Annotated in this window: 14 protein-coding genes; 6 read left to right on the top strand and 8 right to left on the bottom strand. The window is 68.4% G+C overall.

All coding sequences use genetic code 11. The annotated features are described in order from the left end of the window. Window positions 1-81: 81 nt before the first annotated feature. Together P5F91_RS10970 and P5F91_RS10965 are read left to right on the top strand one after the other, a co-directional pair. Window positions 82-555 carry an RT0821/Lpp0805 family surface protein gene (locus P5F91_RS10970; protein ID WP_088870945.1) on the top strand — a complete coding sequence of 158 codons (474 nt, stop codon included), beginning with the start codon at window positions 82-84 and terminating at the stop codon, window positions 553-555. Between the two features lie 167 nt (window positions 556-722). After that, window positions 723-1616, top strand: coding sequence for a DnaJ C-terminal domain-containing protein (locus tag P5F91_RS10965; protein ID WP_040842530.1), 894 nt, complete (start codon window positions 723-725; stop codon window positions 1614-1616). A gap of 65 nt (window positions 1617-1681) precedes the next feature. Here P5F91_RS10965 and P5F91_RS10960 read toward each other — a convergent pair whose 3' ends face one another. Genes P5F91_RS10960 through P5F91_RS10950 form a run of 3 tightly spaced genes read right to left on the bottom strand, consistent with a single transcriptional unit; the run spans window position 1682 to window position 4812 of the window. Then, on the bottom strand, window positions 1682-2677 hold the full coding sequence (locus P5F91_RS10960; RefSeq protein WP_145613846.1) for an aldo/keto reductase: 996 nt from the start codon (window positions 2675-2677) through the stop codon (window positions 1682-1684). Window positions 2678-2712: 35 nt separating this feature from the next. Next, on the bottom strand, window positions 2713-3393 hold the full coding sequence (locus tag P5F91_RS10955; protein WP_145613847.1) for a dienelactone hydrolase family protein: 681 nt from the start codon (window positions 3391-3393) through the stop codon (window positions 2713-2715). Between the two features lie 36 nt (window positions 3394-3429). Next, window positions 3430-4812, bottom strand: a complete 1383-nt coding sequence (locus P5F91_RS10950) for a YihY family inner membrane protein (protein WP_145613848.1) — start codon at window positions 4810-4812, stop codon at window positions 3430-3432. 155 nt (window positions 4813-4967) lie between these two features. Here P5F91_RS10950 and fabI point away from each other — a divergent pair, with 155 nt between their 5' ends. Both fabI and aroC read left to right on the top strand, forming a co-directional pair. After that, window positions 4968-5840, top strand: coding sequence for an enoyl-ACP reductase FabI (gene fabI / locus P5F91_RS10945; protein WP_198924784.1), 873 nt, complete (start codon window positions 4968-4970; stop codon window positions 5838-5840). Between the two features lie 6 nt (window positions 5841-5846). Continuing rightward, on the top strand, window positions 5847-6926 hold the full coding sequence (aroC, locus tag P5F91_RS10940) for a chorismate synthase (protein ID WP_145613849.1): 1080 nt from the start codon (window positions 5847-5849) through the stop codon (window positions 6924-6926). 124 nt (window positions 6927-7050) lie between these two features. On the opposite strand, the gene P5F91_RS10935 is transcribed toward aroC, so the two are convergent. From P5F91_RS10935 to pabB, 4 genes are all read right to left on the bottom strand, one after another. Then, the gene (locus tag P5F91_RS10935; protein WP_145613850.1) at window positions 7051-7500 is read right to left on the bottom strand and encodes a hypothetical protein; all 450 of its coding nucleotides are present in this window, start codon (window positions 7498-7500) and stop codon (window positions 7051-7053) included. Window positions 7501-7823: 323 nt separating this feature from the next. After that, window positions 7824-8285: a Csu type fimbrial protein gene (locus tag P5F91_RS10930; protein WP_145613851.1), complete on the bottom strand. Its 462-nt coding sequence runs from the start codon at window positions 8283-8285 to the stop codon at window positions 7824-7826. A gap of 267 nt (window positions 8286-8552) precedes the next feature. Then, complete coding sequence (locus P5F91_RS10925; RefSeq protein WP_145613852.1) at window positions 8553-9356, bottom strand: aminotransferase class IV; 804 nt, start codon at window positions 9354-9356, stop codon at window positions 8553-8555. Continuing rightward, window positions 9353-10825 (bottom strand): aminodeoxychorismate synthase component I, encoded by a 1473-nt coding sequence (gene pabB, locus P5F91_RS10920; protein WP_277907192.1) that lies wholly within the window; start codon window positions 10823-10825, stop codon window positions 9353-9355. The genes P5F91_RS10925 and pabB overlap by 4 nt, the downstream gene beginning before the upstream one ends. Window positions 10826-11023: 198 nt before the next feature. Here pabB and sppA point away from each other — a divergent pair, with 198 nt between their 5' ends. After that, a complete protein-coding gene (gene sppA, locus P5F91_RS10915) occupies window positions 11024-12826 on the top strand; it encodes a signal peptide peptidase SppA (protein ID WP_186455034.1) in 1803 nt (600 codons plus the stop codon). A gap of 130 nt (window positions 12827-12956) precedes the next feature. After that, complete coding sequence (locus P5F91_RS10910; RefSeq protein ID WP_145613855.1) at window positions 12957-13814, top strand: TerC family protein; 858 nt, start codon at window positions 12957-12959, stop codon at window positions 13812-13814. Between the two features lie 63 nt (window positions 13815-13877). Here P5F91_RS10910 and P5F91_RS10905 read toward each other — a convergent pair whose 3' ends face one another. After that, the gene (locus P5F91_RS10905) at window positions 13878-14648 is read right to left on the bottom strand and encodes a TlyA family RNA methyltransferase (protein ID WP_145613856.1); all 771 of its coding nucleotides are present in this window, start codon (window positions 14646-14648) and stop codon (window positions 13878-13880) included. Between the last annotated feature and the right edge of the window lie 32 nt (window positions 14649-14680).

Raw genomic sequence — 14680 nt, 5'->3', positions numbered from 1 at the left:
AGGGGATGCGGGACCGGATTTGCGCAAAGCCAGGCCGCCAGGAAGGCGCGGCCGCAGGAGAGGAAAGAAGGACTAAGAATCATGAAGAAAGTCATCATCGCGTTGATGGCGTCCAGCGTCCTGTTGAGCGCCTGCGACACCACCGGGGGCAAGAACCAGACCGTGGGCATGCTGGGCGGTGCGGCCGCCGGCGGCCTGATCGGTTCGCAGTTCGGCCACGGCGGCGGCAAGCTGGCCCTGACCGGCCTGGGCGTCCTGCTGGGCGGCCTGGCGGGCAGCTCCATCGGCAAGCGCATGGACGATGCCGACCGCGCCGCCATGGAACGCAACACGCAGATGGCTTACAGCGCCCCCGTGGGCCAGCCCATCGTGTGGAACAACCCCAACAACGACCACCAGGTCATCGTGACGCCAGTGCGCGACGGCACCCGCGGCGACGGCGCCTATTGCCGCGAATTCCAGCAGACCATCGTGGTCGGCGGGGAGAAGCAGCAGGGCTACGGCACCGCCTGCCGGCAGCCGGACGGCAGCTGGAAGATCGTCAGCGAGAACTGATCCTGCCGCCCTTTGCGGGCCTTGACGCGAACCCCTGGCCGCGATCGCGCGGCCAGGGGTTTGTGCATGGGCTGCCCCGATCCCCAAAATAGCCGGTCCCCGCATGCTTGAAGCCGCGCGCGCGTTGCGCATATTGTGGGGGCAGACCGGCAATAGATAGTGCGACCATGCGCGATCCCTACCAAATCCTTGGCGTCGGCCGCAGCGCCAGCGCTGAGGACATCAAGCAGGCGTATCGCCGCCTCGCCAAGCAGTACCACCCCGACCTGAACCCGGGCCGGGCCGATATCGAGCTGAAGTTCAAGGAAGCCAACGGCGCCTACAGCCTGTTGTCCGACCCGGACAAGCGCGCCCGCTATGACCGGGGCGAGATCGACGCCAGCGGCGCCGAGCGGCCGGACCGTTCCTTCCGCCGCGCCTATGCCGGCGCCGGGCGCTCGGGCGACTTCGATTATGAGGACGATCCCTTCGCCGATATCTTCGGCGCCGCCCGCAAACGCGGCGGCAGCGGTGTCAAGGCGCGCGGCAGCGATGTGGCCTATTCCGTCACCGTGCCGTTCACCGAGGCCTGCCTGGGCGCCAAGCGGCGCCTGAGCCTGTCCACGGGCAAGAGCATCGACATCAACATCCCGCCTGGCACGCAGGACCAGCAAAAGCTGCGCCTGAAGGGCCAGGGCTTGGCGGGGCTGGGCGGCGCCGGGGCCGGCGACGCCATTGTCGAGGTGCACGTCACCCCCCATCCCTACTTCGTGCGCCGGGAGGACGACATCCACCTGGACGTGCCCATCACCCTGCAGGAAGCGCTGCTGGGCGCCACCATCAAGGTGCCGACCCTGGATGGTGCCGTGCAGGTCAAGGTGCCCAAGCCTGCCAATTCCGGCACCACCCTGCGCCTGAAGGGCAAGGGTGTCGCCAATCCCGAGCGCGGCACCCAGGGCGATCAGTATGTGAAGCTGACCGTGGTCCTGCCCGAGCGGCCGGATGCCGAACTTCAGGCCTTCATCGAGAAGTGGGGCAAGACCCATGAGTACGATGTGCGGCGCAAGGCCGGCCTGATCTGAGGCCGGCGCCTGGGGGAACAGCGAAAAGGGCGGGGCCTCGCGGCGCCCGCCTTTTTCATGTCACCTCAGCGATCCACCATGGCCATGGCACGCTCCACATAACGGGGGCCGGCCACCTGGTAGGTCTCCAGCGCCGCGTCCAGGCGCGCCACATCCTGCGCCGACAATTTCAATGCGTCGGCGGCCAGATTCTCTTCCAGGTATTTGCGGCGCTTGGTGCCGGGGATGGGCACGATGTCCGGCCGCTTCTGCAGCAGCCAGGCCAGCGCCACCTGCCCCGCCGTGGCGCCGTAGCCCTGGGCGACGTCGCGCACGAATTCCGCCAAGCACATGTTGGCGTCGAAATTGTCGCCCTGCAGCCGGGGATCGTTCTTCGAGCGGTAGTCGCTCTCCGGATACTCCTCCGCCCGTTTGGCGATGCCCGTCAGAAAGCCGCGCCCCAGGGGGCTGAACGGCACCATGCCGATGCCCAGCTCGGTCAGCAGGGGCAGCACGTCCTGCTCCAGGTTCCGTTCCCACAGGGAATATTCGCTCTGCAGGGCCGTCACCGGCTGTACCGCATGCGCTCGGCGGATGGTGTCGCACCCGGCCTCCGACAGGCCGAAATACAGCACCTTGCCCTCCTGGATCAGGTCCTTGACCGTGCCGGCCACGTCCTCGATGGGCGTGTTGGGATCGACGCGGTGTTGGTATAGCAGGTCAATACGGTCGGTGCGCAAGCGCTTCAGCGACGCCTCGACGACCTCGCGGATATGCTCCGGGCGGCTATCGGTGCCGCTCAGCGGCCCTTTGCCCTCGCCGATGACAAAGCCGAACTTGGTGGCGATCTGCACCTGGTCGCGGCGGCCTTCCAGCGCGCGACCCAGCAGTTCCTCATTGGTGTAGGGACCGTAGACCTCGGCCGTGTCCAGGAAGGTGCAGCCCAGCTCGATGGCGCGGTGCAGGGTGGCGATGGATTCCGCGTCATCCGGGCTGCCATAGGCGTGGGTCATGCCCATGCACCCCAGGCCCAGCGATGATACCTCCAGGCCCTGCCGGCCCAGTTTGCGTCGTGTCAGCATGTCCAACTCCCGTTTGTATTCTTGCCGGGCCGCCGTCACCGGCCGCTGTTGCCGCGGAAAAGATCCAGCGTGCGCTTGCGGGCCACCTGCGCGTCCTCACGATCGGACTCGGGCCGGCCGTCGTTGTTGAAGCCATGGCCGGAGTTCTCATAGATGTAGACCGGCACGTTCGGGTGCGCCTTCTGAAGGGCCTCCGCCACCTGGTCGGCCGGGATGTGCTGGTCCTTGCGGCCGAAATGGCAGATGACCGGGCAGAGGGGCTTCAGGTTCACCAGGCCGGCCAGACCGCCACCGTAATAGCTGGACACCGCCGCCAGGCCCTGGACCGTGGCGGCCGCGCGCCAGGCGACGGTGCCGCCGTAGCAATAACCCACCAGAAAAACAGGGCCCTTGGCCTTCAGCGCGTCGACGCAGGCCTGGACGTCGGCCACCGGGTTCTCCGCACCATTGGCCTGGGCGTATTGGCGACCGACCGCGAAGCCATGCTCGTCATGCCCGGCGACGAAACCCTTCTCCTGGCGGTCGAACATGGAGGGGGCGATAACCTCGAAACCCAGCGCCGCCCAGCGGGCCACATCCTCGGCCACGTAGGAATCCAGGCCAAAAATCTCCTGGATGACGATGACGCCGCCCTGGCGGGCCCCCTCGGGCTCGGCATGCAGGGCGGTGAACTCGAACCCGTCGATGGCGGAGCGCAACGTGATGGTCGTGGCCATGTCGGCCTCCTGTCTGGTGGAAAGACGTGTAGGGACTTAGCGTCCCGGGGGCTGGGCCGCCACCCGCATGCGCTCTTCCGCCGCGAGCTGGGCCGTCCCAGGCTCGGTCGTCCCAGGCTCGGCCGGCCCGGCGTCGGAGGCCAGCAGGTCGGCCAAGGGCGTTTCCATCGCGGCGCCGGCATCGTGCCGCACCTGCTGGAAAATGCCGTGCACCTTGCGCTGCCAGGGGGCCTGCAGATGGCCCACGGACAGAAGGTCACCCCACATGCCGAAGTCCAGCGCCAAGTATAGGTCGCTGAGGGTGGCGTCGTGCAGGTCGCGGGTGGCGACCCAGGCGCCGTCGGCGGTGCGGATGGTCCAGTTGGCGGCGCACAGCTGCTCCAGCATGCCGTCCACCGCCACGGCGCCCACCGGCACCCGGGCGATGACGTCGGCGCGCTTCAGGGCATGGCCGTCGCGGGCGGCCAGCATCAGTTCCCGCAGGATGGCCAGGGCCACCACCAGGCGCTGGGCCGGCGACAGGCCGGCGGGCCCCATCTCGGTGATGCGGCCGGAGCGCCACTCCGGCAGGGCCGCCGTCACCTCCGCCCCGAACAGAATCAGGCACCACACCAGGTACAGCCACAGCAGCACGGTGGGCAGCACCGACAGGGCGCCATAGATGGTGGTGTAGGTGTGAACCTGGCCGATGTAGAGGGCGAAGCCAACCTTCGCCACCTCCATGGCGACGCCGGCCACCACGCCGCCCACCAGGGCGTCCTGCCAGCGCACCGGCCGGGTGGGAATGGCGAGGTAGGTAAGCCCGAAGAAGGCCGTCTCCAGCAGGCCGGGCAGCACGCGGCGCACCAGTTCCACCACCACCGAGCCTTCGGCGCCCAGATAAGAGACGGCGACGGAGGACAGCGACAAACTGACGCCCAGCAGCAGGGGCGCCATGGTCAGCACCGCCCAGAAGGAGAGCACCCGCACCAGCACCGAATGGCGCTCACGGCTGCGCCAGATGGCGTTGTATGCCCCCTCGATGGAGAAGAAGAGCAGGATGGACGTGACCGCCAGGCCCAGCACGCCCACGCCCGTCATGGTGCCGGCGTTGCTGACGAACTCATGCAGGCGGTCGTTCAGGTTCTCCCCCACCTGGGGCACCAGGTTTTCCAGCAGCAGCATCTCCGCCTCCGCCCGCAGCTTCTGGAAGGCGGGGAAGGCCTGGAAAATGGCGAAGCCCACGGTGAACAGCGGCACCACCGCCAAGAGGCTGGTGTAGGTCAGCGAGCCCACCGCCTGCAGGCAGTTGTCGCGATAGAAGCGGCGGACGGCATAGCTGGTGACCCCGACGAAGGCCAGGATGAAGTGCTGCACCGACTGTGGCAGACGGTCGGTCAGCCGGGCCCAGGCCGTGGATTGGGTTCGCATTTCAGTCATGGGACGCCGCCCCCACCAAGGCTTCGAAACGTAAAACTGCCAAGGGAAGACCTTTCGCGCGTGTATTCTAGGTGTGCGCAGATATAGGGCGCCCAGCCTTTGACCGCAAAACCGCTTCGTGTAGGATGCGCGCCTAATTTTCCGGAGAGAGACGGATGACCATTTCGACGGCAACCCCCGCCCCCGGGCCCGCCACTGGGACCCTGATGGCCGGCAAGCGCGGCCTGATTATGGGCGTTGCCAATGACCGGTCCATCGCCTGGGGCATCGCCAAGGCGGTCGCCGCCCAGGGGGCCGAGCTGGCCTTCACCTACATGGGCGACGCGCTGGCCAAGCGCGTGAAGCCCCTGGCCGAGCAATTGGGCGTGCCCCACGTTCTGCCCTGCGACGTCACCGACGAAGCCAGCATGGACGCGGTGTTCGCGACCCTGAAGGAACAGTGGGGGACCCTGGACTTCGTGGTGCATGCGATCGGCTTTTCCGACAAGAACGAGCTGGACGGCCTGTACCTGAACACCTCACGGTCTAACTTCGCGTTGACCATGGATGTTTCCTGCTACTCGTTCACCGCCATCGCCCAGCGGGCGGTGCCGATGATGACCAACGGCGGCAGCCTGCTGACCCTCAGCTATTATGGCGCCGAACGGGTGATGCCGCATTACAATGTGATGGGTGTCGCCAAGGCGGCGCTGGAGGCCAGCGTGCGCTACCTGGCGGCCGACCTGGGCCCCCAGAACATCCGCGTCAACGCCATCTCCGCCGGCCCCATCAAGACCCTGGCGGCCAGCGGCATTGGCGACTTCCGCGCCATCCTGAAGTGGAACGAGCTGAACGCCCCCCTGAAGCGCAACGTCACCATCGGTGAGGTCGGCAACTCCGCCCTTTACCTGCTGAGCGACCTGGGCAGCGGCGTTACCGGCGAAGTGCACCATGTCGACAGCGGCTACCACACCGTGGGCATGCTGGCGGTGGACAGCGCCGCGGAGACCTCGGCCCTGCTGCAGAGCCTGGTCAAGTCGGAAGGGTAAGCGGTCATGGCCGGTAACGGCATCGGAACCCAGTTCCGCTTCACCACCTTCGGCGAAAGCCATGGGGTGGCGCTGGGCTGCGTGGTGGACGGCGTTCCGCCCCTGATGGACCTGGACGAGGCCTGGATCCAGGCCTTCCTGGACCGGCGCAGGCCGGGGCAGTCGCGTTTCACCACCCAGCGACGCGAACCGGACACGGTGCGCATCCTGTCAGGCGTGTTCGAGGGCAAGACCACGGGCACGCCCATCTGCCTGATGATCGAGAACGAAGACCAGCGGTCCAAGGACTACGGCGACATCAAGGACAAGTTCCGGCCGGGCCATGCCGACTACACCTATTGGGAGCGCTATGGCATCCGCGACTATCGCGGCGGCGGGCGCTCCTCCGCGCGCGAGACGGCGGCCCGCGTGGCCGCCGGCGCCGTCGCCCGCCGGGTGCTGGAGGCGGTGCCGGGTGGCGTGACCATCCGCGCCGCCCTGGTACAGGTAGGTCCGCACAAGGTGGACCGCGCGCGCTGGGACTGGGGTCAGGTGGACCAGAACCCCCTGTTCTGCCCCGACGCCGGGACGGCGGAGGAATGGGCCGCCTACCTGGACGGCATTCGCAAGAACGGGTCGTCCGTGGGCGCGGTGGTCGAGGTGGTGGCGTCCGGCGTGCCGGCCGGCCTGGGTGAGCCCATCTACGACAAGCTGGACAGCGACTTGGCCCGCGCCATGATGACCATCAACGCGGTCAAGGGCGTGGAGATCGGCGCCGGCTTCGCCGCAGCCGAACTGACGGGCGAGGAGAACGCGGACGAGATGCGGGCCGGCCCTGATGGCAAGCCCCTCTTCCTGTCCAACAATGCGGGCGGCATCCTGGGCGGCCTGTCCACAGGCCAGGACGTCGTGGTCCGCTTCGCCGTGAAGCCCACCAGTTCCATCCTCACCCCCCGCCGCACCCTGGATGTGCATGGGAACGAGACGGATATCCTGACCAAGGGCCGCCACGATCCCTGCGTCGGCATCCGCGCCGTGCCGGTGGGCGAGGCCATGATGGCCTGCGTGCTGGCCGACCATTGGCTGCGCTTCAGGGCTTATAAGTAGGCCCCTTAAGTAGGTCCCTCTGGCGTCGAGCGACGACGCTCGCCGCTTGGCTTCGCAAGAACAGCAACGGCCCCGCCTGGAGGACAGGCGGGGCCGTTCTGTTTGGGGGCGGACCCTTGCGGGCTTACTTGCCGGCGATGGTGATGGTCAGGGTGTCGCTGTAGCTGCCGGCGATGGCTTGGGCATTGGCCGGGACCGTCACGGCGACGGTGGCGGTCTTGCCGAACTGGGCGCTGGAGCGGGTGACGTTCACGCTGCCGGTGCCGGACTGGCCGTCATAGATGGTGGTGTAGCTGACGGGCGGGACCGTCGGGGTGGTGCCGCGCAGGCTGCCGCCGTTGGCGGAGGCGACGGTGATGGTGTAACCGGCGCCGTCGTTGCAGGTCTCGACCACGCTGCCGACCGTGACGTTGTTGGAACCGGCCAGGATGTTCAGCTGGGTCTGGGCGTCCGTCACCGCCACGGTGCAGGTCTGGGCCACGGTGCCGCTCAGCTTGATGCTGCCCGAGGTGTCGGCCAGGGCCGGGGTGGCGAACAGGACGGCAACGATGGCGGCGGCGGCGAAGCGGATCATGACGAAGTTCCTATCGGTTCGGCTGGGCTTGTTGCCCGTTTGCTTGATGCTTTCGATATAAGCAAATCGAGTGCCAAGTTCGCCGCGCACCCGAATCATTCCATTAACACGTTGATATTACTACAATATAAAGGATTAATCCCGACGCGGTCATTGATCTAGGTGGAAGCGTCATTGCGATCTGCAACGTTCCATCTTTCAAATATCCAACAGAATCAATGCATTAGTATTTGCAGTCCGCCAGGATGCGGATACGAAAAGGGCGCCCCGGCGTGGGGGCGCCCTCTTCCGAACCTTGGCCTGATGTGACCGTCGCTGGCGGCTTACTTGCCGGCGATGGTGATGGTCAGCGTGTCGGCGTAGCTGCCGGCGATGGCCTGGGCATTGGCGGGCACGGTCACGGAAACGTTGGAGGTCTTGTTGAACTGGGCGCCCGAGCGGGTGACGGCGAAGCTGCTGCCCGAACCGTTGGTGCCGTCATAGCTGGTGGTGTAGCTGATGGCCTGGGCCCCGGTGGCGGAGGACTTCAGCGTGCCGTTGTTGGAAGAGGCAACCGTGATGGTGTAGCCGGCGCCGTCGTTGCAGTTCTCGACCACGCTGCCGACGGCGACGTTGCTGGAGCCGGACAGGATGTTCAGGGTGGCGCCGGCGTCGGTGACGGCCACGGTGCAGGTCTGGGCGACGGAGCTGTTCAGCTGGATGGTGCCCGACGCGCCGGCGGCGGCGAAAGCGGGGGCGGCGGCGAACAGGGCGACAACAGCGGCGGCGGCGGCGATGCGGATCATGATGAGGTTCCTATCGGTTCGGTGGGGGCTTCAGCGGCCCCGGTTGGTTCATGCCTGGTTATAAGCACCCGTCGTGCCAAGGGTGGACCAAACCGCGCGACAAACATCAAAACCCAATAATTTCCGTCTCTTAAGGTAATTCGCCGCGCAAGGCAATTTTACCTCCTTTGCCGTAAGCCTTACGAGGTACGCCCTGTTGATGCATCTCGCATCGCACCCTTAGGATAGGGCCAGCCGCGATCATTGCGTCATTCCATGCAAAATGCATCAGGTGCGCCGCAGGGCGGCAGCGGCCATAGCCCCCGGCCGACCGTCGCCTACCGCCTGGCCATCTAGCGCCACCACCGGTCGCACCATGAGGCTGGAGGTGAGGAACACCTCTGTCGCGCGCGACAGGTCGGCCGGCGCCAGGGTCCGCTCCTCCCCCCCCAGGGCGGCCAGAACCGCTGCACGCCGGGTACCCGGCAGGGCGCCGGACGGAAGCGGGGGGGTCACCAGGGCGCCATCCACCATCGCGAACAGCGTGGCGGCGGTGGCGCAGGCCACCTCCCCGGCGGTGTTGAGCAGCACGGCATCGTCCGCGCCACGGGCCATCGCCTCAGTGCGCGCCAGGATTTGGTCCAGGTAGTTCAGGCATTTGATGCCGCTGAGGGGCGAATGCTCATTGCGGCGGGTGACGGTGGCGGTCACCACCCGTGCAGGCGGCAGCGGGGTTTCCCCCGGCGCGGCCGTGACCAGCAGGGTGGGCACCGGAACGGCCGGGCGCGGCAAGCCGCGGGCGCCCGGCCCGGCGCTGACCGTCAACCGCAGCGAGCCGTCCGTGAGGTCGTTGGCGACGGCCGTGTCGGCCAGGGCGGCCGCCAGTGTGGCCAGCGGCGGCAGGGGCAGGCCCAGCACGGTCGCACCCCGGGCCAGGCGGGCCAGGTGGGCGTCCAGCCGCACCACGGCCCCGTCCCGCCAGCGCAACGTCTCAAACAACCCGTCACCCAGCAGGAAGCCCCGATCGGCCACGCCGATTCCGGCGGACGCCGCCGGCAGCAGGCCGCCATTCAGCCAGACCAGGCCCGTCATGCCGCCTCGCTCCCCGGTTCCGGCCCAGCCATCGCCCTAGGCGGCGGCCAAGCCATGGCAGGGTCCAGCGCCGTCAGCAGGGCGCGCGCCTTGACCAGGCTTTCCTCATATTCCGCCGCCGGGTCGCTGTCGGCGACGATGCCGCCGCCGGCCTGCACCACCACCTGTCCCGCCCCCATGGCCAGGGTGCGGATGATGATGCTGCTGTCCATGGCGCCATCCCAGCCCAGCCACAGGACGGAGCCGCAATAGGGCCCGCGCCGCGCCGGCTCCAGCTCATGGATGATCTCCATGGCGCGAATCTTGGGCGCCCCGGTGATGGAGCCGCCGGGGAAGGTGGCGCGCAGCAGGTCGATGGCATCGACGCCGGGCGCCAGCCGCGCCGTCACGACGCTGACCAGGTGATGCACGGTGCGATAGCTTTCCAGTCCGCACAGCGTGGGCACGGTGACGGATCCGACCACCGCTACGCGCGACAGGTCGTTGCGCATCAAATCGACGATCATCAGGTTTTCCGCCCGGTCCTTGGCCGAGGCCAGCAGCTCCGCCGCCAGGGCGGCGTCACGCACGGGATCGGCGTCGCGCGGCCGCGTGCCCTTGATGGGCCGCGTCTCCACCCGCCCCTCCGCATCCACCGCCAGGAAACGTTCGGGTGACACGGACACCACGGCGCGGGCCTCTCCGCCTTTTGGGCCCAGATCCAGCAGGGCGGAGAAAGGGGCCGCCGCGCGGGTGCGGAGACGGACGTAAAGGTCCAGCGGCGTTACCTCCGGCGCCAGCGTCCCCAGGAAACGCTGGGTGATGTTGGCCTGGTAGATGTCGCCGGCGGCGATGTAGTCCACCGTGCGGGCCACGGCGGCCTCGTGATCCGTCCGGCTCCAGCCCGCGCGCCAGCCGGGGGCGGCCAGCCAGGGCCCTTCCCCCGCCGTGACCGCCGGGCGCGGGGTCCCCAGCAGGTCCCGCCACTCCTCCGCTTCCGCCCGGTGGGCGGACAGGACCCAGGCGCGGCCCGCGGCATGGTCGATGGCGACGATGCGGTCGTAGAAGCCCACCGCCATGTCCGGCAGGGCGATACCGTCGTCCCGGGGCGTCGGCAGCGTCTCCAGCTGCCCGCCCAGTTCATAGCCCAGGAAACCCACTGCCCCGCCCCGGAAGGGCGGCAGGCCATCGGGCGGCGTCGCGTCCCCCAGCCGGGCGCGGCCGGCCCTCAGCAGGGCGCCCAGCGTGTCGAACGCGTCAGCCCCGGCTGGCTGGCCGTCCACGGTGACAGCGCCATTCGCGCACTCCACCCAGGCCTGCGGATCGGCACCGACATAGCTGTAGCGGGCGCGGGCGGCATCGGCGGCGCCGCCGTCCAGCAGGAAAGGCCGGGGCAGATGGGCCAGCCGGGCGTAGGCCGCCACCGGGTCGGGCGGCGGGATTTCCAGCGCGACGATGCCGCCGGGCGATGCGGAATGGGGGGACGTCATGAGCGCGGACCTTACCCCTTCCTTCCCCGCTTCGCCAACGCCGGCCTCGGCCGAAAGGCCGAAAGGGTGGGCATAGACATGAAGGCACAGACGGGCATGGGTCCGCCTAAGCGGGCCCTACCGCCCGGCCGCCTTGGCAAGCCTCACGCGCTGTGGTGGTATGGCAGCCGGATTTTACGGCTTCCAGGAACCGCGTTCATGCGTTTCATCGTCCGGTTGTTCGCCCTTATCGGCCTGTTCGGGGTCCTGCTGACCGCGGGATTGATCCTGTTGGCCATCAAGGCGAAGGACAAGCAACCCACCCTGCCCCAGTCCGTGGTGCTGGAGTTCAACTTCGAGCGCCCCTTGGCGGAGGCGCCGGGCGAGGACGGCTGGTCCAGCCTTATCAACAGCCGCCGCGGCAGCGTGCGTGAGGTGATCGACGCGCTGGAGCAGGCCGGCCGCGATCCCAAGGTCAAGGGCCTGGTGGCCAAGGTCGGCAACGCCAGCCAAGGCATCGGCACCACGCAGGAACTGCGCGACGCCATCGCCCGCTTCCGCGCCACCGGCCGCTTCGCCTACATCCATGCCGAAAGCTACGGCGACGCCGGCAGCGGTATGACCCCCTATTACCTCGCCAGCGCCTTTGACCAGGTGTGGCTGCAACCGGTGGGCACGGTGGGCATCACCGGCATCGCCGTCACCCAGACCTTCTTCCGGGGCGCCTTGGACAACATCGGGGTCCAGCCGCAGATCTCAAAGCGCGCCGACTACAAGACGGCGGCCGAGATGTTCGCCGAGAAGCAGGCCACCCCCGCCAACCGCGAAATGACGGAAAGCCTGGCCGGCGACATCTATGACCAGATGGTGCTGAGCATCGCCGATGGCCGCCATCTGAACCCCGACGCGGTGAAGGCCGCCATCGACCACGCCCCCCTGCTGGACAGCGAGGCGCTGGCGTCCAAGCTGGTGGACAAGCTGGGCTATTTCGATGAGGTGGAGACCGCCGCCAAGGAGCGGGCGGGCGGCAAGGCCGCCGGCGCCGACACGGTCGACCTGCTGACCTACGGCAAGATCGCCGGCAGCGCCTACACCCAGGGCCCCACCGTCGCCCTGATCGTGGGCGAGGGCGAGATCGTGCGCGGCGGCAAGGACGGCGGCGCCTTCAATGACGAGCCGTCGTTCGCCGCCAACCGCATCGCCGACGCCTTCGACACCGCCATCGAACAGTCCAACGTCAAGGCCATCCTGTTCCGGGTGAACAGCCCAGGCGGCAGCCCCGTGGGATCGGAGACCGTGCGCCACGCCGTGGACCGGGCGCGCAAGGCCGGCAAGCCGGTCGTCATCTCCATGGGCGACGTGGCGGGGTCCGGCGGCTATTGGGTCGCCATGGATGCCGACCGCATCGTCGCCCTGCCGGGCACCCTGACCGGGTCCATCGGCGTGCTGGGCGGCAAGTTCGTGGCCAAGGGCCTGGCCGACAAGCTGGGTGTGGGCGTGGACCAGGTGACGCGCGGCGCCAACGCCACGATCTGGAGCCCGGCCAGCCCCTACACCGACAGCGAGGCCGCCCGCCAGGACGCCATGCTGGACGCCATCTACGCCCAGTTCACCGAGGGCGTGGCCAAGGGCCGCAAGCTGGACATCGACAAAGTGCGCGAGCTGGCCAAGGGCCGCGTCTACACCGGGCGCCAGGCCAAGGACCTGGGCCTGGTGGACGCCCTGGGCGGCTATGACATCGCCCTGCAGCAGGTGCGGCAGGTGGCGGGCATTCCCGGCAACGCCGATCTGCACATCGTCCAGTTCCCCCGGCCCAAGAGCGGGTACGAGATGGTGCTGGACCTGTTCAACGGCAAGGCGGCGGCGGAGATGGCCAGCGTGGCCCAGGCCCGCGGAGCGGAGAAGGTGCTGGCCGACTACGGCCCCCTGCTGGACATGGTGCAGCCCATGGTCCGCGCCGCCAAGCGGCAGGAACAGGTGCTGATGATGCCGGACCTCAGCGTCAACGGCGCCGCCCGCTGACGCTGATGAGAAGCGAACCCCCGGCCTGGACACCTGGGCCGGGGGTTTTCTTTTGAATTCATGCGACTTGCCCTGGCAGGTGCGACAAATCGTCCCTATCTGACAAGCTCACAACGAACAGGCCCCATTGATGGACTTCCTTGCCGATCCCGGCGTCTGGCTCGGACTCTTGACCCTGGTCTCCCTCGAGGTCGTCCTCGGCATCGACAATCTGGTCTTCATCGCCATCGTCGCCGACAAGCTGCCGGCGGAGCAGCGCAACCGCGTGCGCCTGGTGGGCCTGTCGCTGGCGCTGATCATGCGCCTGCTGCTGCTGTTCTCCATCTCCTGGATCGTGACGCTGACCCAGCCGCTGTTCAGCGTGGCCGGTTTCGCCCTGTCGGGACGCGACCTGATCCTGGTGCTAGGTGGTGCCTTCCTGCTGGCCAAGGGCACGATGGAGCTGCATGAACGGCTCGAGGGGGGCGCGGGGCACAAAGCCCCCAAGCCCGGCGCCGCCGCCAATGCCTTCTGGCGGTCGGTGGTGCAGATCGTGCTGCTGGACGCGGTGTTCTCGCTGGACAGCGTCATCACCGCGGTGGGCATGGTGGATGAGCTGCCCATCATGGTGGCGGCCGTCTGCATCGCCATGGGCGTCATGCTGGTGGCGTCCAAGCCGCTGATGGCCTTCATCTCCCGCCACCCCACCGTCATCATCCTGGGCCTGGGCTTCCTGCTGATGATCGGCTTCAGCCTGGTGGCGGAGGGCCTGGGCCTGCACATCCCCAAGGGCTACCTCTACGCCGCCATCGGCTTCTCCATCCTGATCGAGGCCGCGAACCAGCTGGGCCGGCGCAAGCGGGCCTCACCCGAGGCCGGCGGACGCGAGGCCCTGCTGCGGGGCTTGCGTGACACGCCCGACGGAAGGGTGACCATCACGGATGGCCAGGGCCAGGTGCGGGTCACCGCCTCCGCGGCCGACGCGCTGGCGCTTCTCGATCCGCACTGAGCCCCCCATTGGCGCGCGGCAGGCGGTGGCGCGGCAGTCGGCGGGACGTCAGTCGGCGGGGCGTCAGTCGCGCCGGGCGCCGATCAGGAATTCCTTGTTGCCCTCAGGGCCCAAGATGGGGCTGGGGTCCACGCCCAGGACCGTCCAGCCGGGGCGGGCGGACAGCCAGGCGACCACGGCGTCGCAGACCTCCTGGTGCAGTTCGGGTTCCCGCACCACGCCGCCCTTGCCCACGCGGCCCTTGCCCACCTCGAACTGCGGCTTGATCAGGGCCACCAGCCGGCCGCCGGGCTGGACCAGGTCGAGGGCGGCCGGCAGCACGGTGGCGAGGCCGATGAAGCTGGCGTCGCACACCACCATGCCGATGGGGTCGGGAATCTGATCGGCGGTCAGGTGCCGGGCGTTGGTCTTTTCCATGACCACCACGCGCGGGTCGGTGCGCAGCTTCCACGCCAGCTGGCCGTGGCCCACATCGACGGCATAGACCTTGGCCGCCCCCCGCGTCAGCAGCACGTCGGTGAATCCGCCGGTGCTGGCGCCCACGTCGATGGCGGTCACGCCCGTCGGATCGAATCCGAAATGATCCAGGCCATGCACCAGTTTCAGCCCGCCCCGCGACACCCAGGGATGGTCCTGGCCCTTCAAGATCAGGGGCTTGTCGGCGGGGATGGTCTGGCCGGGCTTGTCGATGCGCAAGGTGTCGGCATAGACCAGGCCGGCCAGCACCAGGGCCTGGGCCCGGGCGCGGCTTTCCACCAGGCCGCGTTCCACCAGGGCCTGGTCCACGCGGATTTTCCCCGGCTTCTGGGCCTTATGCGGGGTTTCGTCCGACATCAGGCGTTGGGCGTCCGCGCCGCCGCCTGGTT

Source organism: Nitrospirillum amazonense, assembly GCF_029594735.1.
Taxonomy (GTDB): Bacteria; Pseudomonadota; Alphaproteobacteria; order Azospirillales; family Azospirillaceae; genus Nitrospirillum; species Nitrospirillum amazonense.
Note: the sequence above shows the minus strand (reverse complement) of the source record. Positions and strands in the feature narration are given on the sequence as shown.